Origin of the sequence: Microcoleus sp. bin38.metabat.b11b12b14.051, assembly GCF_013299165.1 — a bacterium.
Taxonomy (GTDB): Bacteria; Cyanobacteriota; Cyanobacteriia; order Cyanobacteriales; family Microcoleaceae; genus Microcoleus.
Map to the genome: position 1 here is coordinate 322,248 of NZ_JAAFKD010000002.1, position 26,756 is coordinate 349,003.

General features: G+C 45.7%; 18 protein-coding genes and 1 tRNA gene. 9 read left to right on the forward strand and 10 right to left on the reverse strand.

All coding sequences use genetic code 11. From position 1 onward, the window contains the following. Positions 1–82 precede the first annotated feature (82 nt). Positions 83–154 (forward strand) — tRNA-Gln (locus tag QZW47_RS03965). Between the two features lie 278 nt (positions 155–432). Here QZW47_RS03965 and QZW47_RS03970 read toward each other — a convergent pair. Continuing rightward, the gene (locus tag QZW47_RS03970; protein ID WP_293124203.1) at positions 433–1,761 is read right to left on the reverse strand and encodes a serine hydrolase; all 1,329 of its coding nucleotides are present in this window, start codon (positions 1,759–1,761) and stop codon (positions 433–435) included. A 178-nt stretch (positions 1,762–1,939) separates the two neighbouring features. Between QZW47_RS03970 and QZW47_RS03975 the strand changes: the two genes are divergently transcribed. Continuing rightward, the gene (locus QZW47_RS03975) at positions 1,940–3,058 is read left to right on the forward strand and encodes an N-acetylmuramoyl-L-alanine amidase-like domain-containing protein (protein WP_293124205.1); all 1,119 of its coding nucleotides are present in this window, start codon (positions 1,940–1,942) and stop codon (positions 3,056–3,058) included. Positions 3,059–3,136: 78 nt separating this feature from the next. Here QZW47_RS03975 and QZW47_RS03980 read toward each other — a convergent pair whose 3' ends face one another. Then, positions 3,137–3,562, reverse strand: a complete 426-nt coding sequence (locus QZW47_RS03980; RefSeq protein WP_293124207.1) for a DUF2809 domain-containing protein — start codon at positions 3,560–3,562, stop codon at positions 3,137–3,139. Between the two features lie 700 nt (positions 3,563–4,262). Between QZW47_RS03980 and QZW47_RS03985 the strand changes: the two genes are divergently transcribed. The 3 genes from QZW47_RS03985 (at position 4,263) to QZW47_RS03995 (ending at position 12,159) form a co-directional block, all read left to right on the forward strand. Then, positions 4,263–10,526 (forward strand): hypothetical protein, encoded by a 6,264-nt coding sequence (locus tag QZW47_RS03985; protein WP_293124209.1) that lies wholly within the window; start codon positions 4,263–4,265, stop codon positions 10,524–10,526. Between the two features lie 95 nt (positions 10,527–10,621). Further along, complete coding sequence (locus tag QZW47_RS03990; RefSeq protein ID WP_293124211.1) at positions 10,622–11,914, forward strand: WG repeat-containing protein; 1,293 nt, start codon at positions 10,622–10,624, stop codon at positions 11,912–11,914. 122 nt (positions 11,915–12,036) lie between these two features. Next, positions 12,037–12,159, forward strand: a complete 123-nt coding sequence (locus tag QZW47_RS03995; protein ID WP_293124213.1) for a hypothetical protein — start codon at positions 12,037–12,039, stop codon at positions 12,157–12,159. Positions 12,160–12,447: 288 nt separating this feature from the next. Here QZW47_RS03995 and QZW47_RS04000 read toward each other — a convergent pair whose 3' ends face one another. Both QZW47_RS04000 and QZW47_RS04005 read right to left on the reverse strand, forming a co-directional pair. After that, entirely contained in the window at positions 12,448–13,788 is a 1,341-nt protein-coding gene (locus tag QZW47_RS04000; RefSeq protein ID WP_293124215.1) for a D-alanyl-D-alanine carboxypeptidase, read from the reverse strand. Positions 13,789–14,046: 258 nt separating this feature from the next. Beyond that, complete coding sequence (locus QZW47_RS04005) at positions 14,047–14,391, reverse strand: ribbon-helix-helix domain-containing protein (protein WP_293124217.1); 345 nt, start codon at positions 14,389–14,391, stop codon at positions 14,047–14,049. A 573-nt stretch (positions 14,392–14,964) separates the two neighbouring features. On the opposite strand from QZW47_RS04005, the gene QZW47_RS04010 reads away from it, so the two are divergent. Together QZW47_RS04010 and QZW47_RS04015 are read left to right on the forward strand one after the other, a co-directional pair. After that, complete coding sequence (locus QZW47_RS04010; RefSeq protein ID WP_293124219.1) at positions 14,965–15,480, forward strand: HNH endonuclease; 516 nt, start codon at positions 14,965–14,967, stop codon at positions 15,478–15,480. Between the two features lie 344 nt (positions 15,481–15,824). Further along, positions 15,825–16,220 (forward strand): alr0857 family protein, encoded by a 396-nt coding sequence (locus tag QZW47_RS04015; protein WP_293124221.1) that lies wholly within the window; start codon positions 15,825–15,827, stop codon positions 16,218–16,220. Positions 16,221–16,358: 138 nt separating this feature from the next. Here the strand turns inward: QZW47_RS04015 and QZW47_RS04020 are convergent, their stop codons facing one another. Both QZW47_RS04020 and QZW47_RS04025 read right to left on the reverse strand, forming a co-directional pair. Then, on the reverse strand, positions 16,359–18,416 hold the full coding sequence (locus tag QZW47_RS04020; protein WP_293124223.1) for a ShlB/FhaC/HecB family hemolysin secretion/activation protein: 2,058 nt from the start codon (positions 18,414–18,416) through the stop codon (positions 16,359–16,361). A gap of 294 nt (positions 18,417–18,710) precedes the next feature. Then, complete coding sequence (locus tag QZW47_RS04025) at positions 18,711–19,571, reverse strand: DUF928 domain-containing protein (protein ID WP_293124225.1); 861 nt, start codon at positions 19,569–19,571, stop codon at positions 18,711–18,713. A 423-nt stretch (positions 19,572–19,994) separates the two neighbouring features. On the opposite strand from QZW47_RS04025, the gene QZW47_RS04030 reads away from it, so the two are divergent. Together QZW47_RS04030 and QZW47_RS04035 are read left to right on the forward strand one after the other, a co-directional pair. Continuing rightward, positions 19,995–21,680, forward strand: a complete 1,686-nt coding sequence (locus QZW47_RS04030; protein ID WP_293124227.1) for a transglutaminase domain-containing protein — start codon at positions 19,995–19,997, stop codon at positions 21,678–21,680. 213 nt (positions 21,681–21,893) lie between these two features. Further along, positions 21,894–22,034: a hypothetical protein gene (locus QZW47_RS04035; RefSeq protein ID WP_293124229.1), complete on the forward strand. Its 141-nt coding sequence runs from the start codon at positions 21,894–21,896 to the stop codon at positions 22,032–22,034. 226 nt (positions 22,035–22,260) lie between these two features. Here the strand turns inward: QZW47_RS04035 and QZW47_RS04040 are convergent, their stop codons facing one another. From QZW47_RS04040 to QZW47_RS04055, 4 genes are all read right to left on the reverse strand, one after another. Further along, positions 22,261–22,863 (reverse strand): transcriptional regulator, encoded by a 603-nt coding sequence (locus tag QZW47_RS04040; protein WP_293124231.1) that lies wholly within the window; start codon positions 22,861–22,863, stop codon positions 22,261–22,263. 144 nt (positions 22,864–23,007) lie between these two features. Beyond that, entirely contained in the window at positions 23,008–23,667 is a 660-nt protein-coding gene (locus QZW47_RS04045) for a sigma-70 family RNA polymerase sigma factor (protein WP_293124233.1), read from the reverse strand. 359 nt (positions 23,668–24,026) lie between these two features. Continuing rightward, positions 24,027–25,310 carry a hypothetical protein gene (locus QZW47_RS04050; protein ID WP_293124235.1) on the reverse strand — a complete coding sequence of 428 codons (1,284 nt, stop codon included), beginning with the start codon at positions 25,308–25,310 and terminating at the stop codon, positions 24,027–24,029. Positions 25,311–25,752: 442 nt separating this feature from the next. Continuing rightward, positions 25,753–26,244 (reverse strand): molybdenum cofactor biosynthesis protein MoaE, encoded by a 492-nt coding sequence (locus QZW47_RS04055; RefSeq protein WP_293124237.1) that lies wholly within the window; start codon positions 26,242–26,244, stop codon positions 25,753–25,755. Positions 26,245–26,756 lie beyond the last annotated feature (512 nt).

Sequence of the window (26,756 nt, forward strand, 5' to 3'; positions counted from 1 at the left end):
GAAAAACATTTTTTAAGTTTTCTTGTCAAAATGCTTGACAGATTCTGGTGGTTGAATGTTAAGATGATGAAGGTTAAGACATTGGGGCGTCGCCAAGTGGTAAGGCAGCTGGTTTTGGTCCAGCCATTCAGAGGTTCGAATCCTTTCGCCCCAGTTAAATTGTTTTTGCGATGGTGAATCAAGAAGGACTAAAGTCCTCACTACAAACCTAATTAATTGGTTTGTAGTGAGGACTTTAGTCCTTCTTCATCTCAGGACTAATACCAAATCCGGGATTTCTACCCCCTTTATTTCTTAGCCCGCGGAGGCTGGCTTCGTTTGTATAGAAGCGGTTTCAACCGCCGAATCATAAAGGAGATGCCTAACTCGGATTTAGTATAAAGTCCGAACGCTCAAACCAATTTGATTTTGGTTGTTCGATCGCACATCATATCACTTTGAGCTACCCGGGCCGCGAGCGTTGAGCCGATCGAACACGTATCGCGAAATCGCCGGAAAAGCTGTTTCGTCCTGGGCATAAGCCGGATTGTCGGCAAAAACGACTAAAATATAAATCGCGCGATCGTCTAAAGTTCTGACAAAAGCAGCTTCGGTACGGGAACGAGAAGTATAGCCAACTTTGGAACCAAAATAAATATTAGTTGGTAAAGATTCGCCGATAAATCCCTGTATCGAGTTGTTAGGGTCATTTTTCCACACCTTAGGGTCTAAATCTCTCGTCAGCAAGTAAGCCATTTTGCGGCTGGCAATACTCGAAACAGCTTGTCTTGTATATATTTCATACATTAATCTGGCGGCTTGGTCAGTAGTTACTTGATTGCGAATCGGCTGAGAAGGATCGCCCCGCAATTGCAAATCGCGACCGATTGGCTCTTCTTGCCTTAAATAGTATATGGGATAATTTTTGGTAGTTATACTAATATTGTTGTAGCCGGCTGACTGGAAAAATGTGTTAATTTGATTACGTTTTTTCAGCCATGTTTGTAACTGTTCTCCTGCGAGCTGTCCGCCGGATTCTGTAGCTGTAATTTGGTCTACTATTCTGCTAGCCGCATCGTTGTTGGAGATGCGAATCATTTGTTCTAGGTCATTCTTAAAGGCAGATTCTCTTTCCGTAATTAAGCCTTTTTCCATGGCTGAATAAAAGGCAGCCATCCAAAATAACTTAGCAACGCTAGCCGGAAATCTGAGAGTTTGATTTTGATATCCGGCGAAGGTATGGTTTTTGGAATTGCTGACATCAATTAAACTAATTGATAGCGATTCTGCGGGCAATCCTTTGTTGGTTGCAATCTTCACAGCTTCATCAACAATCCCTTGCAATTCTTGAGAGTAAACAGGATTGGGAGGTGTTTTAATGTTGTAGCTGAAGGTAGGCTCGCTTTGACGATCGACTAAATTTTCCGATGCTTCAATTGTCGGCGGCGACAAAGCCTCTTGAGTCAAAATCACTGGAGGTTCTGGGAGAGGGCGGCTTCTGAAGGGTATGGTGAGAATCCAACCAATCGCCAGCGCCCCCGCAATTAAACACATGATGTTACGGTATTTTAACCGCGAAAATTTAGCCCTGACTCGACGCCGCGACGGGGCTGGGCCAGCAGTTTGACGCCGCGACGGGGCTGGGCGATTCCCTACGGGATAGCTGGGCTTCACGGCAGTTTGACGCCGCGACGGGGCTGGGCGATCGCTGCTGGGGCGTCTGGGGTTGATTGGGCTGCGGGGCTCGATGGATCGCTGGCGTCGTCGTCGGTCTATTTGCATTACAGTCTTCTGGTATCAAACTCGCACGATCAGTTTATAATAGGTCGGCATCTAAATGACAAGTGTGTCGATCGAGTCCGCTGTTGCCGATTTTAGCTGTCTTCCAGGCTGATTGATACTTCTATAATTGTAAAAATTTCAGGATAACACTGAGTTGAAGCAAAATTCTTTAAAAAACATGAGAAATTTTTGGAGTCTGGCTGTTTTAGGATTGGCGATCGCCAGCACGAATAATTATTTGATACCTCATGTTTGGGCATTTGGGTCCCAGCCAGCAGGCACAGAAGTTATCTCCACACAAACAGAAAAACACGGCCAGGATGCAGCGACTCAGTTGACGGGAGAAAGCGAAAATCCCGAAGCAACAAAAAACCAAACTGTTTTGGGTTTGCCGACTCTGTTTTGGGATTTCAACCATTTAGCCGAAATTTCCTCTTCCCAATTGCTGGAGGTGTTGGCGGGACGACCGGACTCAAGTAATCCCGAGAGGATTACCGAGACACATACCGCTGCCATACCCGAAGACATAGCACGTTTTGAAAAAGTTGTACAGTATGCAAAGCAACAAAATTTGCCCGATCGCCCGCTGGGAGAAATCGTACAGGCGATCGCCGATAATTTCCTCGGAAAACCCTACACCGAAGGTTTGCTCGACAAATCCGGCGAAGAAAAGTTAATCGTCACCTTGAATCAATTTGATTGCGTTTTGTTTGTCGAAACAGTGGTAGCGATCGCCAGAGGTGTAGCAGTCAAAGATTACGACTATCAAAATTTTGTAAATCGCTTAGAATCACAGCGGTATTTAAACGGTAAACTCAACGGTTATTGCAGCAGATTGCACTATTTTTCAGAATGGATTAACGACAATCAAAAACGGCAAACCGTAGAAAACATCACCGTTGAATTGGGCGGAGTACCCATGAACAAACAACTAAACTTCATGAGCCAGCACCGCAGCAGCTACCCGCAAATGGTGAAAGACGAAGCGACTTATCAGTGCATTGTGGGTGTTGAAGCAGAATTAGCCAAAACAACTGTTAATTACATCCCCACCAATCAGATAAAAAGTATTTATTCCCAGTTAAAACCTGGGGATATTGTAGCGGTAGCCACCGATGTCAAAGGACTCGATGTCACCCACACGGGTTTTGTGTACAGGAATGCAGACGGGAATCTCGGCTTCATTCACGCTTCGCCGGCTGGGGCTGTGACAGTTGCTTACGACTTGCACAGATATATTAGCAGAGTCGAAAGTGCGATCGGCATCGTAGTAGCTAGAGCAAAAACACCCAATTAATAAATTGGTTTGTATTCCTAGGGTGCGTCAGCTTGCATTATTGTAGCTGCAAAATCAACATCTCTCTGCTGACGCACCCTACCAACTAATTTTCCGTTTCAGCCAAACCACCAAAACCCATCCCAAAGTACATCCCAAAAAATAGCCAATAAAATCCTCCCAAGAAAAACCGCTACCCAGGAACAAACGTCCGAATAATGTAGCGCGAATAGCTTGTAAAAAAGCAGGCCGCCACAGTTGGCTAAATTCAATTATGCAGTTAAAAATGAAAACTCCCCCCGCAATTTTGCTCGGCTCAACTTGCGGGAACATCAAAACAATTAGCAGAATCAAGAAAATTTGGTAAAGAAAATCACCAAAATAATCGTTAAAAAACTCTCGCCCGGGCCCAGAATAAAATTCGCTGCTTAAACCGACAAAGAAAATGGGGATAATGCTGAGAACAAGAGCAACTCGATAGTTAAAAAAGGGATGTGCGCGATTAAAAGGTGATAACGTCTTCATTGGCAAAAAAAATAAAAATTAGTTCCACTTGTCAATCATTAGTATTACTCAAAAGACTGCTTTTTTGTGATAAAGATTTATCGACCGAGGCGTGAACGCTCATAAATATTGCACTTTTCACGATATTAATTACATAAAATATCAACAGTTTCAACCCCTCATTCAGTAAGTCCCCCTCCGACTTCCTAAGTTCTGGGGCGATGTTTCATACATCAGTCGTTGCTCGGAATATATTAAGCGTGTGGGGGCTAGCACGGAGGCAAATCAGCGCAAGTATAAAGCCGAATCAGTGCAAGTACGGGGCGCATCAGGGCGGGTACGGGGGCGAATCAGCACAACTACAAGAACACCGCCACGATAGTTACCAATTCCTACCTGCTTCACCTACGTGAAATCCGCTGTATGTGAAACTTTCGTAAAGATGCCGGACAGCTATTGACACGTTATAACAGTTATTAGTAAGCTCAAAAAAGCAACAAAACAGCCGACAACAACAAAAAGAGCGATCGGCACAAACATTTACTTCATCAGAGCGTCGATCATCAGAGCGCAAATGACAGTTTAACGCTGAGTGTAGCGTTTATATTCACGCTGCATAAAACTAGATCGTTGACAAATACATTCCAAGAAACAAAAGTCAATACTATCCTTAAATGTCCAAGGAAACGCATTAACATTTGAAAAATCAGGGAGCCAGCGAATGTTATCAATCAACTCACTCACCCCCAGCACAACTACCAGCACATCCATAATTCCTGACACAGAAAAGACACAGTTAGGAAACATTACCAGCACTAATCATTTCCCCCCCCCCACAAAAAACATACAACCAAGCGAATTAGACACCAGTAACATCAGTCCAGAATTGTTGAACAAAAGCCAATTATCAGTTGATAGCAGCACATATTCACAGATAAAAATAACAGAAATAGACGCTTTACTGATTGAAAATCCCGGAACGACAATCGATAATCTACCTAAAAAAGACCCAACAACCACCTCCCAAATCGATCCAATTACTGGCAGCAATACAAAATATGAAACTACCAATAACATCAAAATAGACTCCAGCACATTCACAGAAGAAACAAAAAATGGGAATGTTTCCGATATTACCAATTCAGTGACAACTCCCGCCGAAGTCAAACCAAATGCCTCCGCAACAGAGACTAAAAACGCGACAGTCTCAGAAATTCCCGACAGCAACGCAACAACAGCAGATACAACTTCAGAAAAGTGTAAATGTACGGAAGAGACAGACACTAAGAATACGACTGTTTCAGAAATTCCCAATTCCACGACAAAGCCTGTCGAGGTAAAAGCAGATTCTCCAGCTACAGACACTAAAAACACGACTGTCTCAGAAATTCCCAATTCCACGACAAAGCCTGCTGAGACAAAACCAGATTCTCCAGCGACAGACACTAAAAACACGACAAAGCCTGTCGAGGTAAAACCAGATTCCTCAGCGACAGACACTAAGAATACGACAGTTTCAGAAATTCCCACTTCCACGACAAAGCCTATCGAGGTAAAACCAGATTCTCCAGCCACAGACACTAAAAACACGACAAAGCCTGTCGAGGTAAAAGCAGATTCTCCTGCGACAGAAACTAAGAATACGACAATCTCAGAAATTCCCAATTCCACGACAAAGCCTGCTGAGACAAAAGCAGATTCTCCAGCCACAGAGACTAAAAACACGACAAAGCCTGTCGAGACAAAACCAGATTCTCCAGCCACAGACACTAAGAATACGACAGTTTCAGAAATTCCCAATTCTGCGACAAAGCCTGCTGAGACAAAAGCAGATTCTCCAGCTACAGACACTAAGAATACGACAGTCTCAGAAATTCCCACTTCTGCGACAAAGCCTGCTGAGACAAAAGCAGATTCTCCAGCGACAGCCACTAAAAACGCGACAAAGCCTGTCGAGACAAAACCAGATTCTCCAGCCACAGAAACTAAGAATACGACAGTCTCAGAAATTCCTACTTCCACGACAAAGCCTGTCGAGGTAAAACCAGATTCTCCAGCGACAGAGACTAAAAACGCGACAGTTTCAGAAATTCCCACTTCCACGACAAAGCCTGTCGAGGTAAAACCAGATTCTCCAGCTACAGAAACTAAAAACGCGACAAAGCCTGTCGAGACAAAAGCAGATTCTCCAGCCACAGAAACTAAAAACGCCACAGTTTCCACTGCTGCGACAAATCCTATCGAGGTAAAACCAGATTCTCCAGCTACAGAAACTCAAAACACGAGTGTTTCTACTGCTGCGACGAATCCAGTCGAGAAAAAACCAGATTCTCCAGCCACAGAAACCAAAAACCCGACTGTTGCGACAAAGCCTATCGAGGTAAAACCAGATTCCTCAGCCACAGAAACCAAAAACGCGACAATTTCCCCAAATCTACTCCCAACAATCTCAGAAAACACTCAATCAGCAGTCGCAGTTATTCATTCAATCGACGAAATAACAGGTGAAAAAACAGAAACAACAGCCATTCCCTCAGCCTCTACCCAAACAGAAACCACCGAATTACCAGGAATACCAGCAGCAGCAACAGACATTATCACCGGAGAAATTCAAAACATCTCCTTAAATCTCCCCAATACCTCCGTCAATGCAGACATTACCGAAACTACCAGCCAAACCGATCAAAGTTTCCCACTAATTTATGATGAGGAAATTTCCCCACAGCTTGACACTCTCAACCGCACATTACCCGCAGCAGAATTCACCGACAACCATCCACCATCCGAGTCAGAATACATAATTGCCAACTTTGACACCGACTCGGAAAACCTCACCGATATTCCCGAAACAGCCACCACTCAAAATTATCTACCGTCAGACTCAGCAAATATCATTCCCTACACAGACAATCACTCACAAACAACCATTGACGAGTATGCAAACCCTAACTTTGACACCAACTCCGAAAAAACAACCGTTATTCCAGAAATAGCATCACCCGCAAATAATCAGCCAGAAAATTCTCTTCATATCATCCCCGAAAGCCAAAGCAACTCCCAAACCCAAATTAACGAATACCCAGTTGCTAACACAACTACCGAATTAGAAACAACTCCCAATTCCCCCCAACCAACCCAACCACTAATCGGCATCATCGACACCGGCTTCACCACCAACAACCCCAACATCGACTACAGCAAAATCATCCTCGGAAAAGACTTAATCGACAACGACAACAACCCCCTACTCCAAGCAAACGAAGGCAACCAACACGGAAGCGCCATCCTTGAAATTATAGCCGGCGATAAAAACAAAAACAATCGCGAAACACCAATCTGGTTGGGAAGAGCAACAGGTTCCGGCAACTGGCACGAATCCTTGATAGAATTTGTAGACGCAGCAAAATCATCAAAACAACCAAACGCCGTAGTTAACCTCAGCTTCGACTTAACCCAAATAAGTCCAGATGGCAGAGAAACCACACGCTACCAATTGACAGAACCAGAAAAATCAGCACTCAAGTACGCCCAAGACAACAACATCCTGATTGTAGCAGCCTCCGGCAATCAAGGGGCAAAATCCTCAGCCCTAGGACAAGCCTCAACAGAATTCAACAACATCATCACAGTGGGCGCAGCCTCTAACAACAACCGCAGCGCCTATTCCAGCTACGGAGAGGGCTTAGACATCCTAGTATCCGACACAATTCCAAGCACAACAGAAACCACAACCCAACCCAAAAGCGGCACATCAATAGCAGCAGCCATTATCACAAAAACCATCTCCCAAATGTGGGAAACCAACCCATCCCTCAACCCCCAACAAATCAAAAACATCCTCCTGCAAACAGCAACAGACATCGACGTACCAGGATGGGACGAAAGAACAGGATACGGCATCTTAAACCAAGAATTAGCAATAGCCACCGCCGCCCAAACAATCCCCGCAATCCCAGTATTAGCAGCCACCAAACAATTAATAAAACCCCTAATCAGTGCCGATGAAAACATTAGCTCAACCACAGCCAAACCCTCATCAAGAGCAGCATTAACCAACGGCACAACCAACCAACCAAAAACCACCAGCACCTCAACCGGAGACTACAATGTTGGCACCAGCTCCTACACCACACAATTACCCCGAAACACAACCAGCACTACCAGCAACTCTAACGGTACAAGGAGCACAAACACTCAAACCAATAGCAACTACTCACACACAGATTCAAACTGGAACAAAAGCCGTACCAATACCAACAGTAACGGCAACTCTTTCTATGAAACAACAACAGATACAAATAGCACAGCCAGGGACTACACAGATAAAAACTTTTCCCTCTACTCAATAGAAAAAACCGATAAATCCCAATCAAGCCAAAACCGACTCAAATACGAAGGCACAGGAAACAGCCAAAGCTCATCTCTTGAGAAATGGAGTTCAAGTCGCAACTATACCAGTCCTTCACAAACTCAAAAAAGTGCTGGCGACAGTTACCGAAACACTAAATCTCAATCCGACGGCAAATACGACGGTAACTATGGAGTTAGTAACTCCCAAACCCAAGAAGAGTCAGGTTCCAAATCCACCACAAGCAATCAGTATACCAGCAGCAATGGAAGTTCTGGCGATAACAGTACAACCCAAAGAAAAGGAAAAATTAACTGGACTTCCAGCAGCAGCGGCAACAATTCTAGCAGCACTTACAGCGGCGAGAATTCCGAAGTAAATCAATCCAACTCAAACAGTAAAACTAGCAGCGGCCCCTACAAAACCAACCACAGCAGCGACAACCGTTCAATCACCAACAACACCTGGAACAATACCACAACCAACGGCAAAACCGTCGGCAGCAGCACCCGGGATACTTATTCAGAAGGAAATAATAACTACAACACCAGTTACGATGACGGGAAGTCAAAAAATAAGAGCAACACAGACACATATACCCAAAATCAGTCCCAGGAAACAAACAGCAGCAACGGTACTAACTCTTGGAGAAACAATCGAGATAATAATTACTCAGTAACTCAGGGCAACAGCACAGAAAGTTACAAAAACGGGGGAGAAACTAGAAACCACAGTCGCGATAATTATTCAATCAACAAGTCGAACTCTTCCAGCAGCAACAGTGCCGGAAAACCCAGTTCCAAAAACGAAAGTGAAAGCTATGGGGAAAATCAAGAGCAGTGGGATAACGAGTACAAAGCTGATACTTATACCACTAAAAGTAACAGCGATGAATCGACAATAACTGCGAGTAAAAGCAATGGCAGTACCGAAGGCAACAATACCAATTCGTCTAGCAATAGCGATACCTCAACCACTCGCAATTCACAGACAGTCACAACTTACAAAGATGGTCGAAAAGAAGAAAATGGCAGCTCAAGTTACGAGAAATGGTTGAGGGACAGCAGTTACGATAGTAAGGGGGTAGTGAGTGACGTTTCCAAGTATTCTAGTTGGACTTCGAGTTACACCAAATCTTACTTTAAGGGAGGTTACAGTTGGAGTGAGACGATAAGTGGTTACGACTCAGAATCGGTGAATAAAAGGAATGTTTATACCAGTAATGGCAGCAGTTGGAGTTGGACTCGTAGTGGGACAGTCTGGGATGATGGGAGGAATGATTGGAGTGAGAGTTGGTCGAAGTCTAGTTGGAAAGATGGCAAGTATTTGCCTGGTGAATCAGAGTCGAAAAGGGGAGGGTTCGATCCGAAGAAAACTGGGGTACAGGTTAATGATCTACCCAAATTTGGGGAAGCGCCGCGGTTGAATAAGGCTCCGAAAAAACAGGTGCCGATCGATTTACAGAAGCCTCCGAAGCCGAGTCAGGATATCTGGACACCACCGCGTCGTACTTTTAAAGAGCTTGAATCTGAGAAGGTAATTAATAATGCTCCAGATAATTGGGTTGCCGGGCCTGGTGCTCCTGGTTCGGAAAAATGGCCTCCTCAAGACATAGGCTCTTATTGGCTGTCTTATACTGGTACATTGAATACAACACCACAACAAAGACGCCAAATATTTCGAGACATCATCAACAATCCATCAATCAAAAAAGTCTACATGAACGTGTTATCTACACAGGGGACTACTTTTAGATATAAGGATAGTATAGAAAATATGATTCGAGGTTTATCGGGTCAAGATGTTTTTGCCGAGTTTAAAGATGAACTAGATAAATACCACAGAGCACATCCCAATAAACCCAGAGATATTGAAGTAATTGGTTGGTTTGAGGGGAGTGGGCTAGCAGCACCTTCTAGCCCGATGTATAAAGCGGCTCAACAGGCCCGTTACAGTGGCGTACCCGATAAGAATGCAGTGCTGAGTTATAAAGGTGATGGTGGCTTTTCCTATGTAGACCTCCTGCATCCGAGCGTGTGGGGTGAGTTGCAAAATATAGCCACGGACTTCATTAACAAATATGGTAGTTTTGTGAAGGGGATTATTTTTGACGATCGCTTGGGAATTCCCTCCGCCACAGAAGCAGAGGTTGCCACTTTGCATCGCTCAACAATCACCGCTGATAAAGATTCCAACGATAAAAGCTGGATTCAACGGGCATTAACTAAGAATCTGACCAATCTCAAAAAAGCACTTCCTCGTACCACATTTAGCATTTCAGCTAATTTGCTTCGTTATGCGTTGAACGACCAAAATCAAGATGTTCTCAACTGGTTGAAATCTGGGATAATTAATGGCGGATACAACTTACAGCTTTACAAAAATGGCGATCAGTACAATGATTTTGTTAAAAACTATCAGGAGCATATGGCAGAATTAGTGAGTAAAGGCATAACACCCGATCGTTTATCTGTCAGTATCGGTTATAAAGCGATGGGAAAAATTCTCAACAGGAAGCAGATTAGTCAGCAAGTTGACTACCTCACAAACACCAGCAAAAAACCCCCGAACCCACGACCTCTTAGCCCATCCCAGATCCTAGGCTTTGATTATCGAACAATTACAGACATTAAGTAAGATTCATTAGTGGAATTACCATGTTAATCTTGAAAAAATTTCGGTTCCTAATTTACAGTTTAGTTATTGTGTTCTTACTCATGGCTCAAATCGCTATGTCTGACAATCTCGAATCAGAAGTTGAGAAATTTGGTTTGATTGACAAAACTGGCAAGTATGTAGTAGAACCTCAATTTGATTGGATTAGTAATTTTTCAGAAGGGTTAGCCTTAGTGCGACTTGACAATAAAGTAAAATACATCGATCGAACAGGTAAAGTGGTCATTGAACTTCAATTTGACGGTGGTAGTAGCAATTTTTCAGAAGGGTTAGCTGTCGCCACACTCAAAAGTAACGACAAATCAGGTTATATTGACAACACAGGCAAGTATGTTATACCACCTCAGTTCGATGCAGCATATAGTTTTCAAGAAGGGTTGGCAATGGTTAGGATTGATAATAAATATGGTTATATTAACAAACAGGGAAGTTACGTAATTCCACCTCGCTTTGATTACGCTACTAAATTTTTAGAAGGAATAGCAGTTGTAGAAGTCGAACAAAAATATGGCTTAATTGACCAAACAGGCAACTATATCGTCGCACCTAGTTTCGACTACATTTATAATAGCGACAACCACGGAGGTATCAGCGATCCTGCTGAATTTCAAGACGGACTGATGCGAGTGGGTATGGGAGGTCAGCGTTGCTATATGGGGGGTGTTACTGGTGGAAAGTGGGGATATATTAATAAAATGGGCAAGGTTGTTATTCCTTTTAAGTTTGCCATGAGTGGAGAATTTTATAATGGACGAGCAATGGTTTCCCTGTCTACTCTAGATTGTGAGGGTCTTAATCCTATTAAATGGGAATATATCAACTCATTAGGTGAGTATATTACTGGACTCCAATTCGATCGTGCTAGCAATTTCTCCGAAGGGCTAGCGGCGGTAGAAATCGGTGGAAAATCTGGTTATATTGACTTGTCGGGAAAATTGGTCATCCCACCTCAGTTTAAGTCTGGCAGCGAATTTTCTGAAGGCTTAGCAGCTATCAGAATTAGTGAAAATGGACTATACGGCTATATTGACAAAACAGGGAAGTTTGTAATTTCGCCTCAATTTTCGGGAGCGGAAAATTTCTCTGGTGGGTCGGCTGGCGTGGAAGTTAATGACAAACGAGGCTTGATCGACAAGACAGGGAAATATTTAATTGAACCTAAGTTTGATGCAATTAGTGAATTTTCGGAGGGGCTGGCGCTGGTAGACCTTAATAAGAAATCAGGATATATTGACGAGACAGGAAAGGTAGTAATTGAGATCAAATTTGATAGTGCTGGGAGCTTCGATGGAGGAATTGCGATAGTAGGTGTGAAACAAAGATTGCGAACAAGAGAAGTTAAAAAATAGAGCGACCCCAGCAGGATCTCGCACTTTTCTCAATTACGGGATCTCGACCTTGTTGTTAACAATGTGCCTTTAATCGCACCATCCTGATTGTAGCAACGGCGGGTAATCAAAGGGTTCTCGGATTGGCGAAAAGCAGGAGATCCCGCACAGTCCTGTTTTGTGCGAAATCTGTGATTGTCGTTGATGTTAAAGGGCGATCGGGCGATCGCATTTTTCTCAACGGCGGGCGATCGCACTTTGGTTAACTAATCATTTTGGATCTCTACCTTGGTTGTTGACAATACGCCCTTGAGAACAACATCCTGATTGTAGCAGCCGATAATCAAGGAGCGAGAGCCTCGGCGATCGCACAAGCCTCAATAAAATTCAAAAACATCATCACCTGCGGTGCATCTCAAAACAACAACCGCACCGCATATTCCAGCTACGGAGAGGGCTTATAGATCCCAGCCGAAAAGGCGTTGCTGCGCTTTCAACCGCACCAAGACGATCGCAAGTTTTTAACGCAGAGTTGATATTTGTCAAATCGGGTTTTATGGAACAATTTCGTTGCGAGACACCTTCCTACTTCTAGCAGGATTTGGCGTTAATTCGGGCGGTGACGCTTGAACAGCTCCCCAATCCTTCAAAAAGCTTTTCAGCAACAGCTCTTGCTGAGTGCGAAAAACTTCGACATTCTCCCCTCGATTCACGATCGCAAACCACACCGTTTGTTTCTTTTGAGTTGGCAGCGCTCCGCCCAAAGCGCTAACATTATCCAACGTGCCAGATTTGATTACTGCTAATTTTGGCAGTGGTCTTTCTGAAAGTATACCTTTATCTTTGCCAACTACAGTTAAAACATCAGCAACTGTCATGCTGTAAGGTTGCAAATAGCGTTCTAAAGCCATAAACAACGCGCAAATAGCTCGGGGAGAAATCCGGTTATCTTCGCTCAATCCCGAACCGTTAACGAGTTGAATTTCGGCGGGAGGAACTCCAGTTGCTGCTGCTGCTTTTTGTGCAACTGTTTTAGCGCCTCCGACAGTATCAGCTAGCATATCTGCCATGAGATTGTTGCTGTACTGATTCATTTTTTTAATCAGTTCCGCGAGGGGCAAAGAATAATGTTTGACTAAGGGTACGGCCCTGGGACGTGCTGGCAAAACTTTCACAGCACCATCAATTACTATTTGGGGTTTCGGCGTATTGGGAGGCAGTGTTTGATACTGGGCGGCGGCTTCGCTGGGCCAGATTTGACTGTTCAATGCTTGTTTGAGCAATTCTCCTGATTGCAGGGGATTTAATTCAAAATTCATGTAAAACTTATCGACAATTATCAAACTGCCAGTGACTCGCTTGATGCCTTTTTGATTTAGGGCGTTGCCGAGGGCGATCGCCTCTTCCCACACAAACAAAGGATCTTGGCTGCCCTCAATGACTAAATCGCCTTTTAATACGCCGTTTTTGATAGTACCGTTGGTACTGATTAAGGTGATAAATTGATGTTCTGGCCCGAATTGTTGGAGCGCTACCAGAGATGTTGCTACTTTGGTAATTGAAGCGGCTGAAAGAGGAACTGTACCTTGATAGTTGGCTAGCAATGTATTGCCCGATTGTATCCAGATTCCTTGGTCTTCTTTAGCAAAACCTTGGGCTGTCAACGCGTTGAGATATTGCTGGATTTTTGTGTTGGTGGCGGTTTCAGAACTCTTAGCAGAGACTGGTAACGGCGCAGAGGGTTTAATCGGTGGCGGGGAAGATTCAGCTACAGGAGAGGGAGTTGCAAGTTGGGGCGATTCAGTCGCGGCACATCCGGCGATAATTGTCAGAAGGACGATCGAACTCCCAGCAGTCAAGTAGCGGTTTTTCAGCATTACCTTAATTTTTTCCATCAAATTTACCCTCTGTCGCCACGCCCGAGGGAAAGTTTAGCACTCTTGTCGCGCGTCGGCGAGCCTCCGGAGCGGCGTTACCACACTCCCCAACTGCTAACATTGCCTATCTTCTTCCTTCTAGGATCTTTCTTCGTGCACGGAGCGTCTTCGTGGTTCCTTAAATAAATATTCTTCAAACGCTTCGGGATTTGATATTCAGCGCCTGGGGTCAAGGCCCCAGGCCGATCGCGACCGACAAATTCTCGATCGACTCGTTTATCCTGGCAGAGTGCCCATACTCCCCATACTCAGCGGCACCATTTCCCCGTGCATCGTCAGGCCTAATAACATCGGCTCATTGGGTCGGATCAACTCTCCTGTAAGCGCGCAGCGTTCTTCCTGCTGTGCTGTGGCATTAATACTGGCTCGAATATCCGATCGACAAAACATCTGGCGATACTCTCCAGACTTCTGCTGCACGTAATTCCAGAGCAAATCTCGAATCAAAGCTTGATAGCCTTGATTGCCGGCGAGCTCTTTAAGTCTCTCTTTGAGCTCTTTTTCGAGTCGAATGCTGGTGACTTCCATTTCGGTGGTTGAGGTTCTAGGTAGGGTATGCATAATTTTTCTCCGTGACGGGTGGACATATCTGTAATATCAGTGTAGTATGTTTAAAGCTAGATTTAAAGGTCTCAGATCACTATTCTGCCTACTGTGAAATTTTTCCCCACCTATTCTACTTATCAACTCAAGTGCGATCGCCCCAGGGGTGGCGCTGAGTCCTCACGGCAAGTCTTTGGGACGGGTTTGGCGAGCCTCACAGCGACCTCGTGGGCTGGGACAAGCCCAATTAAACCCGGTTATAGTGGATTAGGACTAATTGCAGAAATTAATGACAACGAGGTAGACCGGGACGGTCTGGAAGTGGCACGGCCACATCATAAAGATACGCGAAGCGGGAGGTACAGCTAAACGACTGTACCAACACAAGATGAAAATTTGCATGAAAGCAGTTTTTCTGGCCCCCGCTTCACTCGTAGGAGAAGCGGGGGCATTTGATTGGAGATTGGAGCAATTTGGCAAGGCTTGGGGAACTAGCGAAAACTAGATGTAGCCAATGCTGGGAAGTATTCCAAATCTAAAATCTAAAATCTAAAATCTAAAATCTAAAATCCAAACGAGGAGGAGCAAGCCGTGACCGTAGTAACTGATGTATTGAGGCAATCTGTTGTGGTATTTTCTCAAAATTACCTACCAATGAGCCGTGTCAACATCAAACGGGCGATCGTACTTTTGGTAACAGGCAAGGCTGAACCTCTGGATTTTAGCACCGGCAATGGCTATGTAGTGCGATCGCCCAGCACCAGCATCCACGTACCCGAACAAATCCGCTTGACTTTTGGTAACAGGGAACGGCTGTGGAAAGTTCCGCCGGTCAATCGCCGGGAAGTTCTGCGCCGAGACTCTCATGCTTGCCAATACTGCGGCAGCAACCGGCATTTGACGCTGGATCACGTGATGCCTCGATCGAAGGGCGGGCTGCATACTTGGGACAACGTGGTGACTGCTTGCGAACGGTGTAACTCTCGTAAGGGCGACAGAACTCCCATAGAAGCTCAAATGCCTCTGCGAACCAAGCCAAAGGCTCCCATTCACCCCACTGTTGCTTTTGCCGAAATGTTTTGGCACGAATACCAAATTGGGGAATAGGGCATTAGTCAGTTGACAGTTGACAGTTGACAGTTGACAGTTCTCAGTTGTCATTGGTAACTGGTAATTGGGAATTGGGAATTGGTAATTGGAAAGTGGAAAAGATTCTCGATATCGATCGAGATCGAAAAAATTTTATTTCCCCTGCCAGGGCTTCTCTGAACCAAATGCCCTATCCTTCGTCTGTGTGTTTAGGAGCGTCGGAAAATCCTAATCATTAAGGACTGATGACTGCTGATTACCCTTCGAGCCTTTTCTAAGCAAACTGACAACAGTCAACTGACTACTGACTACTGACTACTGACTACTGACAAATTTTCAATTCCAAATTTAGGGCTGTCAATATGCTGAAGTTGACTTACACTGAAACGGGCTTTAACCTGGAGCGTTTGGCTCAATCTCCCGAACAGTTAGTGGCGCTGCGAGTTGTGCTGGCTATGCGAGTTGGTCAAAGCATCAGCGTCGAACCGAGCACTGCGGCATTTTTGCTGCCCGCGAATTTGCCGGCGCTGTCTCTGTTGGAATCTGAGGCCCGCCGAGATGATACTGATTCGATCGACCTTTGTGTTGCTGATGCTGATTTTGTTGAAGTCACTCTGCGCGGTACGTGGATTGGAGAGTCTGAGGGCGCCCAGGGCGTGTTTGCAACTGTTTTGAGCGATCGGGCGGAGCGATTGCTGCTCGCTCTCTGGCTAGAAACTCAAGCTGCTGCGGAGGTTGTCGGGGAAGTCGGCGATTAATATCCGATGAAGAAGTCATTAGTCATTTGTCATTTGTCATTAGTCGTTAGTCATTTGTCAGATGTTGAATGAAATATTTTCTTCAACTGGCATTCCCCCACTCTCCCACTCTGCCCCTCTCTCCATCCCCCTCTCTCCTTACGGTGTATAAATTAGGTTGAAGTAAATGCCGTTATCTTGCAGGTTGTCGCCTTTATCGCTAATTCTCACCAACGGAAGAGCGTAATCTAGGCGCAGGTTCAGGCGCTGTATCGGTTCCCAAATGACGCCTAAACCCAAACCTGCTAGAAATGTTTGATTCGTTAATTTATTGGGATTGTTGGCAACATTCCACACCGTACCCGCATCAAAAAAAGGAGCTAATTGAAGTCGGGGATTTCCCGCTGCATCGCGCTGCAAAGTAATCCGATCCTCGATCGAAACTCGGAAGCCGTTATCGCCAGAACGGACGTTTTGGCGGTAGCCCCGCAAAGATTGCCCGCCACCAATTACAAATTGCTGCGAAGATAACAAGCTATTAGCTGAAAGCTGCAAGTCTGACTGCAAAATTAATAAATGTTTGTCGTTCAATCGCTGTACTCGCTGCACTTGACCCAGCCAACTAAAAAATTGTCCGTCAGGGACAGAACCTTCGTTTTGAGTCGCATCAAACAAGCCAGTGCCGATCGTAAATTGCGATCGCACCGCCCAAGCCCCCTGGGGGTCGCGCCGAATGTAGTCCTGTCCCAGCTTAATAGCAGTCGTCGTCGTAACACCCTTGGAATCTGGCCCTAAGCCGAAAGGAGTCGGTACGCCGGCGACAAAAGTTCTGCTCGTCTGATAAGTAACACCCGCAGACAAGGCAAATTCTTCGATCGGCGTTCTCCGCAGCGGCTGGCGGTAACTTAATTCAAATAAATGCGATTTCCCCGAAATATCAAAAACATCAAAAGGTGCTTGTACAATACTATTGCGGTTCGGGCCCGCCCTCAATTGCAAAGTGCCGTTCATCGCATTTAGCGGGATGCGATAGCTGAAATCAAACACATCTGAATCGCCGAGCGATCGGTAATATGCCGCTGCAAGTTCGTCGCCATTTCCTGTTACATTGCGGTGCCGCAAACTAACTCCCAATCTTTCAGAACCGACACTCGGAGGCGAGTAATTGTCAAAGCTAAAGCTAGATTGAAACGGATTAGCTTCCGTGACTCTGACGATCAGAATGCTCTCGCCTTCATTATCCCCAGCCCGCAGGCTGGCTTCTACATTGTCAAATAAAGGATCGACCCGCAGCAGTCGGAGTTGGTCTTCTAAGGAAGCTGTGCTTAAAGGCATTCCGGCACCCAGTCGAATCCGGCTGCGGATGTAACTTGGATGCAATCTTTTGGTTCCTTCTACCTGAATGTCGCCCAGCTTGCCTTCGATCACTTGAATTTGTACTACCCCTGCGGTGATAGTTTGCGGCGGTAAGACGGCTCTGGTAGTGATGTAGCCGCGATTGAGGTAAATTTCGGTAATTTTGTCGGCAATTTGTTTGAGCTGTTCTAGGGTGGCAGAACGACCCTCAAACGGCGTGACTAAGGCATTGATTTCCTCAGGGCTTAAAATTGTGCTGCCTACTACTTGAATTTTCCGCACCTCAACTACTGCATTCGGCAGCGGCTGGGGAACTGGCGAGGGGGGTTGGGGCGCTACATTTGGGGCAGCTTGGGGAGGTTCTACCGAAGGCTGCGGGGCTGGTTGCAGAAATCGATCGCGATTGGGATCTGGTTGAGTTGGGGGCGGCGGCAGGTTGGGAGGTAATCGATCGCGATTGGGATCTGGTTGATTCGGTGACAGCGGCAGGTTTCGGGGGCCCGAGGGTGAGTTTTGGGCTAAAACATTGCAATCTAGTTGGTTGTAACATGGTGCATCGCTGTCAACCTGATGGTTCTCAGCAGCAAAGATACTCTCACCGCAATCCGTTTGATTAATTGTCAAGCACAGATTGGGTTGGTTCGCGATCGGGTTGTTTTCGGGAAAATCGGCGAGTTGATTTAAGTTTGTTGCACTTTTTTCATCCTGCTTGTCCTCTAGTTTTTGCAGTGCTAATACTGCGTTCCCCGGAGTTGGTTCGCCCTCAGCGGCGAGCAACTGAGAAATATCATTTGTTTGGGATATAGCTTTATTGGCATAAAAGCAAGCGATCCCGATCGCAGTTAGAAGTGAAATCCCCAACCTAAATATTGCAATATTTGGACTCGGGCGCATAATTAATAATTTGTGTAAAATTAAGTTGGTCTGCTGCTTGACTATGCCAGTTTACCATTTAGTATTGGGCGCAATTTGAACATAAAAATTTCGGGAGTCCGACTTTTAATCACCAAGCCAGCTCTCCCTGCTAGTTAACACAAAAATTTTAATCGATCGACCAACAGCCACCCAAAAACCCGCAACGCCACAAAAAACTCTGCACCACTGGCAAAAACCCTGGTCGTAACAGGGTTTTAGATACTTGGTGCTGGAGTTCCACTATTTTTTGGTGATGGGTGTTAACTCGCTCTTGACTAACGGTGCTTGGGAGATTTTGCCCAGTTCCACTGAACTCAACACTTCTGACCACTCGCTCGCTAAACCCGTATCGCTAGGAGACTCCACGCGCAATTGAGCTAGAGTTGCCAGGTACTCGTACCACAGACCCTGTTGAGCGAAGATGCTGAGCTTAACGCGACGGTCTGGCGATCGATCCAACTCTGTTTTCACGGTTGGCGGGAGTGCAGTACGGTTGATCCACCCAGAAACGAGAACTTCATCTCTATAGTTTTTAGCGTTGCATTTGATAGTAAAGTACCATTGATAGTTTTTTCCAACTTCCAGGGCTGGCGAGTTGCCGTCGGAACCGAGGCTGACGCTAACGACACCTGCACGGCTAGTTACCATCCGAAAACTTTTTTTGTATAGTGTTTTGTCCCTTTCGTCTGCTAACTCAAACTGAACTGTTTTGTCGATCGCGGCGGGAAGGTAGTAGAAAAATGTCGGTTTTGCTGATATGGTTTGCCCCATAGTTGATTGCGGAATCAAGGCCGTTGTGGCAGAGGGGCATTCTAAGCCACGGGTACCCCCTCCTTCCCGCCTTCCGGGTACTCCCTCCTCTGGCGGTTGAAAGTTATTCCACGCAGCTCCTGATTGTTGGCTGCTGGGTCTGCTTCCGGTGAGTCCGGGGGGTTGAACAGCTTGCCTGTTGAGGGGTAGCTGCGGTGGATTGGGGCGGTGGACGCTATTTGCGGGGCTGTTGAGAGCCTTTGCTGGTATTAACAAACTACCTACGACAACTGCCTCTAAAGACAGAATTAAGGAAATGGTAAGGGTGTTTAGAGCAGACTTCCAAGCCATGATGAACCTGCCTTGTGATGAACGTAGGAACTCGATCGCACGTTTTTATTCTACCCAAGGTTTTGACAGATATAGTAATCTGTTGTACTTAATTTCTATCTTCAGGCAGATACGATTGCTTTACCTGCTCTGAGCAACATGGAATTCTGTGTAGCGTTTTTCAGTGGTAGCTTAGTAGTTATACCTACTTCCATTCACGGCACCTAGTTGGGTTGAGCTTGTTAAACCCAACTTGACAAAGACTAATATTCCGGTTTTTTAACTCTGACTAGAGCCTACAACGAATTATTTTCGTCAAAAAAACCCGGTTGATGCGTCAGTCTTAGATATCAGGAACCTCGGCAATTTTGCTGGTGAACCTCAAGCGATCGGCTACAAGTTACAAAATCAGGTTTTCTGTACAATACCGGCAATAAATTTAGCATGAATCTCGATTCACCAGTTCTCTCGGACAAACAGCCTTCGAGGCGGCAGATGGTCAGACCGATCGGAGTCTACGCACTGCACGGCATTGCTTTTTTAGGAAATAAATTATTCGCTGTCGATCGCACCGAAGGGCTGCTGTTGGAAATCGATCCAAAAACTGACAACACTACAGTTTTGAATCCTCATCAAACGGCTAAGTTTGCGCGCGCCACCGGGCTGGCTATTTGGGAAGATACTCTCTGGTTTGCCCGCGATGAAGATATTTGTTGCTGTCCGGGGGCAATTAAGGACGGAGAACTCGCTGAACTCAAACCGCAACATTTTGTTTCGCTTTCTTACCCGGCTGATGGGATTGCCGTTTGGAAATCTACGCTGTATGTGACTTGCCAGAGATTGGGCTATATTCTGGTTTTTGACTTAAAAACAGGTCGCGAAATTACTCGCTTTTATGCCCCCGGTATTGGAGTAGAAAATATCACTGTCCGGGATGAGGAACTTTGGGTTTGCGACAAAACTGAGCAAACTGTCTACTGTTTGGAGCGGGCAACAGGGGAGATTAAATTTAGCGTTTTAACTCCCTTTGAGTGGCCTTCTGGTTTGGCTTTTCACAAGGATTCGGAGACTGGAGAAGAGGTTTTGTATGTGGCGTATGCCGGGGAAGAACTTTATATCCGCGATGACCCGAATTCCGAAGATCCTTTTCAGTTGACAAAGCGCGATCTCACTTTCATTCACCCTTTATATTTTCACTACAATGAGACAGAACGCTACGCTCTGTCAAACGGTTTTTTGATGGAAATGTCTTATGTGGAGGAACTGTCTCCTCTGGATGAGGTAGAAATCGAAAATTTGGAGTGGCGGATTGCTTTACCTTCGGAAACTCACCGACAAAAAGTCAGGGAAATTACGCCGATCGGAATGCCTTTTACTGAGGAAATTCAGGAAGGGGAACGGGTGGCGGTGTTTAAGTTCGATCGCCTCATGAAGGGTGAGCGGCGAATTTTTGGCTGGAAGGCTTTGTTGGAAGTTCGATCGATTAAATATCAGTTGTCGCCTCGCGATGTGGAAAAGATTCCGAAACTGTCACCGGAGTTTGCAGCTAAGTATTTGGTGGACAATGATAATTTGGCGATGGATACGGAGATTGTGCGATCGGCTGCTGTGGCTGCAATTGGCTCAGAAACTAATGTTCTGAGGCAGTTACTGAGCATTCGCAATTTTGTTTACGACCAACTTTCTTACGGGATTAGACCTCACATTGACACTCCCGATATTGTACTTCGCCGCAGCATCGGTTCTTGTGGCGAGTACGTGGGGGTATTGTTGGCTTTGGCTAGATTGAACGGGATTGCTTGCCGCACCATCGGGCGGTACAAGTGTCCGGCTTTTGCAGACAGAAAAAATTTGCCCCTGGAACCCGATTTCAATCACGTTTGGCTGGAATTTTACATTCCCGGTTTTGGCTGGGTGCCCATGGAATCTAATCCTGACGACATTCAAGACAGAGGCCCTTATCCTTTGCGGTTTTTTATGGGTTTGGCTTGGTATCATGTAGAAATTGGCAAGGGAGTTCGGTTTCAAAGTCTCACAAGTGGGGGTCTTCCTTTGAAGAAGGAGGATGTTTCCGTGGGAAGTTTGGCAATTAATCACGTCCGGTTTACTATTTTGGAAGAGTTGCAGTAAGCCACAAGGAAGATGGAAGCAGGAGAATTTCGATCGTCTCCCACTCTCCCAATCACAGAACGCGTCGGGTACAATAACTGTGATCGGGTTCGATCGTTCTGGTTGCAAATTCTGTCATTCTTCTGAGGACTTGCCATCGGAACGATCGTCTCCAAATTTGATTGCGGTTGTGCGATCGCATATCTTCTCAAGTTTAATTTTGCCGGAGGGGTTGTGGAATTTTATATTGCTAATTTTCTGGTTTTGGTAGCCTTTGTACTGTTGGTGACAGTGACTGGCGGGGTGGCTTATTTGACGGCGGTTGAGTGGCGCGATCGCAGGCGCTTAGATCAGGCTAAACGGAAAAAAGAGTAGCTATTTACTGTTGACAAAAACCGCTTGTAGTGCGTCCTGGCGTCCGCAGCACTTTGCGGACTGAAGTCCGCACTACGAACCGAACCGAACCCGTATTATAGAGTCAGTCTATTTTAAGCCGGGACATTTTTCAAGGATATATCCATTCACCAAGCGGACAAAATAGCAAAAAGCCCCCGTTATTTCGAGAGCTTAACCAATTCCGTGGTTGCAAAAAACAGAGGTTCTACTGTGCTTTGGGCAATGACTTGTGAGGGCTTGTCACAGCTTTCGGAATATCCATCACAGGTGCATTCACCCCAAGCATCAAATCATTGGGATTAACAATCTCTACCACAGGCTCGTTCAAAGCCACAATTAAACCGTCAGATTCGGCAGTCTGGGGCGAGGTAGCAAACTCAGGAGCAAAGAATTGACGCCCGCCAGCGACACCAGACACCACCGCCACCAACAAAGCTGCGATCGCACCTGCACCAAAAACCCAAGTTTGTTTCGACTTGCGTTCCACCCGCTGCAAAACCTTCGCCGCCAAATCCTGTGCAGATTGTTCCGAAGCCGGCACCGGCATTGACGCAAAGCCCTGCTGCATCATCATCAGCCGCGAGTACAAACGCTTTGTCGTGGGGTCATTTGTCAGCCATTCCTCAACTTGCCGGCGTTCTGCTGCCGTCACTTCGCCGTCTATATAAGCACTGACCAATTCAAAGCGATCGCGCATCATAGTAGTTACATTACCTTGGGGAGAATCGTTGTTAGTTTGATTTTGGGCGAGCGAATCCCCGATACCTTGGTGATTCTGATTGTTATCCGACTCAAAGTTATAATTCATATTTCACATCACTTGCTCAAATTAGGGGAAGCACCCGCTCGCTATGGAGATAATTTACTGCTTATTTATATTGTAAAATAGAAGCTTTGATGTCACAGCAAACTTCATCAAATCTTCTCTATCCTGCGGGCGCGATCGTTCTTGCTAATTACCGTCGAGGTATTTTTGCAATTGCAACTGCAATCTTTGGCGAGCTCTGGCGATTCTCGACTTGACCGTTCCCAGAGAAACTCCGGTCATTTCCGCGATTTCCTCATAAGCTAAACCTTCAATTTCTCTGAGTACAATTGTCGTGCGGAATACTTCTGGCAAATCAGAGATTGCCACTCGCAACTGCTCGTAAAATTCTCTAGTCGTCAAATCTTCATCAGGCCCCGGACTGTCGGCTGCAATTTCCCAGTCAATCTCGCCGTCTTCGAGAGCATGAGGTACATCCAGCGACAGCGGAGTTCGCACCCGCTTGCGCTTCCGCAACTCATCGTAAAACAAGTTAGTCGCGATGCGACTCAGCCAGCCCCGAAATTTAACCGGCTCTTGCAAGCGGTTAATATTGCGGTAAACTCGAATCCAGACTTCCTGAGCCAAATCAGCTCGGTCTTGCCAGTCAGGGGCCAAGTGATAGAGAACCCTGTCTACGTGGGACTGATAGCGCTTCAACAGTTCTGAAAAGGCAGTACCCTCAGGTCGATTTCCTTCCTGACACCGCAACACTAAGTCATAATTAGATAGTTTTTCGGCTGGCAATTGCACTCTTTGAACGGTCGCCACAACCGCAGACCAGGACAGGGAAATAAAGTCACTCATGGGTGGAATTGGCTGATTGAACATTCCACAATTGTTGACGCTGACCGATCGCCATCGGTTCCCGCAGTTGGAAAGTGCGATCGTCGGCTCCTACAATCATACAGTTAATCACCGCTTATAAAAACCTAGGCAAACCTGGGTAAGCTCTGCGGTATAAGCTTTAAACGTTCTTTCTTAGCGCTTACGCTTCCTCGGCATCGAGGTTGACCAAGAAACTCCAGTTAGAAACGCTATAATAATCACAGCGACGTGATATTACAGTGGAACGTTTGATCTTTTTATTCAGTTGGTTCCACTCGCGACCTACGTGCTTTTCCGGGTTCATCTCGGAATAGGCGGTTAAGGAGCGAGGTATTTTTTCACTTAATCTCATAGCCCTCCGAGCTATCACCAGTGCAGCCGATTCGTCGCTGGCACTCGCCATACATTTTTAGGTATTTCACCAAGCCGATAATACTTGAATAAGCTGGATTGACTGCAATTAACTCAATTCCGCGATTCGACAAAATAGAACTGAGTTGTTTGTAGAACTCGCTATACGCCCAACCTGATAACATTCGGGCATACTTTCTACCTTCCTCCCCTAGAGATTGCTTTTTTGTTGAGAAATCAAGCTCTTCGCAAACTACGGGACATTCAAACTCGGTGGCTTTTGTTGCTAGTTGCAAGCAGGCATTAACAATCTGAGCCTGTTGTTTGCCATTCGACCAACCCATCTGCAATGGAATCTGTCCTTTGGCTTTGAGATTCCCTTCAGTATCAACATACGCCCACCCAATAGAACCAGGATTCATATCGATACCAATGCAACCGTACATCCTATTTCTAGAAACTCGATTCACAGGCTTGGGAGTAAATTGCAAGGCAATAACCCACTTTCCGTTTTTACGGTAGAAATGCCAGGTCTTAGCCCCGCATTCTGGTAGTCTATTTATGTTGCGATTGAAATCACCAACCTCGGAAGATACAGCTTTCCCGAATCGTGACTCTAAGCATTTGGGGACTCTAAAAGTTATTGTGCTCCCATTCCACTGGGAGACTTGATTGCCAAAAGACTCGTCTTTAGAGCCGACGACAAAAATATCACCGTGAGGGACGAAGACTTTGATTGGCTTGACTCTTAAGTGTTTAAGCCTGTTAGTTAGCAAAGTTAGCCTGCGCTTTTTATTGTGTATTTGAAAGCGTAAACTCTGCCAATTGGTAGATTTGTATTGGAGCGAGCAAGCTCTGGGGAAATTACAACCTGTCTTTGAATTCTGCCATTTTTTCTTGGCATAAAACTTACGAGCTAATGCCAACTTACGCTCGGCTTTCTTGAGCCACGCACTAATGGATTTAATCTTTCCTTCAAGAGTCTTTACGTGTAAAATTCTGTGTTCTTTAGCGCCGTTTACACGACCTTTGGCAGCACTGATCACGCCATTTGCATGGCGCTTATTGATGCCGTAGGTGTGCTGTAAGTGCGTGTTCCAATCAGACTTTTTCAACTCCGCAGTTGAGAGTAAGTGGTTGATTGTTTCAATGTTTGCAGCCCTAAAGATTGGGGCGTAAGCTTCCAAAAACATCTCGAAATCTGTAAATCCAAGTTCGTTGAGTTCATCTACTGGCGTGGGCAAGCCTTTACAATAAGTTAAGGTAGCCATTGATTCGACCTCTCAATGTGGTTGCATCCTAGTATATTAATCGCTTCGCGCAGGATTTGCAAATTTTTCAATGAGTTTCTTTTATTTCCGAAACGTCGCTGGCGAGGTCTTTTTCAAAGGTTGCATTTTCTCTTTCGATCGAAATCACCAACGCTAATTAGTCTGTTAGTCAATTTACCGAGAATTTAGTAACTAAAACCTAGGTAAATCTCGGTAAAATGTCAACTGCTGTGAACCCCGCCAAAAAACCTATATCTGCCCCGACTAGAGTCGTGGAGATCCAAATTTTAGATTCAACGACCGGCTCGCTGCGACTGCATGAAAGGCTAGATGAAAGGCAAGCGCTAACTTGACAAGCCGCGAGGGGGCAACACCCTCGTTGAAACTCCTCAATCGATCTGTAGCAGAGTAAATATCAAATCTCAAATAGACTGGCTGCTGACTAATGCCCGACAACCTCGCACGCTCCAATACTGACCCAACTGCTAGAACCGTCTGCCCAATGTTCCTTTTTCCAAATCGGTACATTGTGTTTGAGCGTATCTATAGCGTACTGGCAAGCGGCAAAGGCTGACCCGCGGTGAGGACAGCCAACAGCCACGATGACGCTGATTTCTCCCACTTGCAAGTGTCCGACGCGGTGATGGATCGCCACGCGATTGACATCTGCCCACTGGCGGCGGATTTCTGTAGCGATTTGCTGAAATACTCTCACCGCCATCGGTTCGTAGGCTTGATATTCTAGGGACACTACAGCTTGACCGTCTGTTTGGTTGCGGACTGTGCCGCTCATCATTACCACGGCTCCGTTAGCTGGGTCATCTGCCAAAGTATAGATTTCCTCTACTGACAGAGGTGCTAATGTAATGGCGAAACTGTCTGATTCATGGCGTTGAGGAATGGTGCCGATCGAGAGTTGAGAAAGAGAGTTCATTGCCAAACAAGTGGTGTTGGATTACTCGATCGATCTTGACACAAATCAATCGGTGTCCGACGATCTCATATCCCGGTCAGCCATACACAAAGCTCTATTTTTAGCAATATGCCGATCGCCCCTGGCGTGATCTACCAGTTCGGTAGGGTGCGATATAATTCGCATGAAAAAAATCAAGAAGGTGCTTAAATATGAGCGGCAGGCTCGGGCGATCAAATAAATGTCGATCAAGGTGTAGCAAATCAAAAAGTAACGTCACCAAAAGAAGTGTGATTCCCCACTATCGCGGGCAATCTGCACCCGCAAATCACTGCTGCATTCCCTGTTTCATGACACAGTTAAGTTTGATTTTGCACTCACAATTACCCTAGCAGCTCAAATTTTAACCAAGCGATGTAAACTTTTTTTTTTTTTTGTTCCGGAAAGCTACTTCAATGACATGATGTACTTGTGCAGGATTCAGCCAAATGGGCGAATACTCGGGAAAAGCAAGACGGTAAAGCCATCTTGTG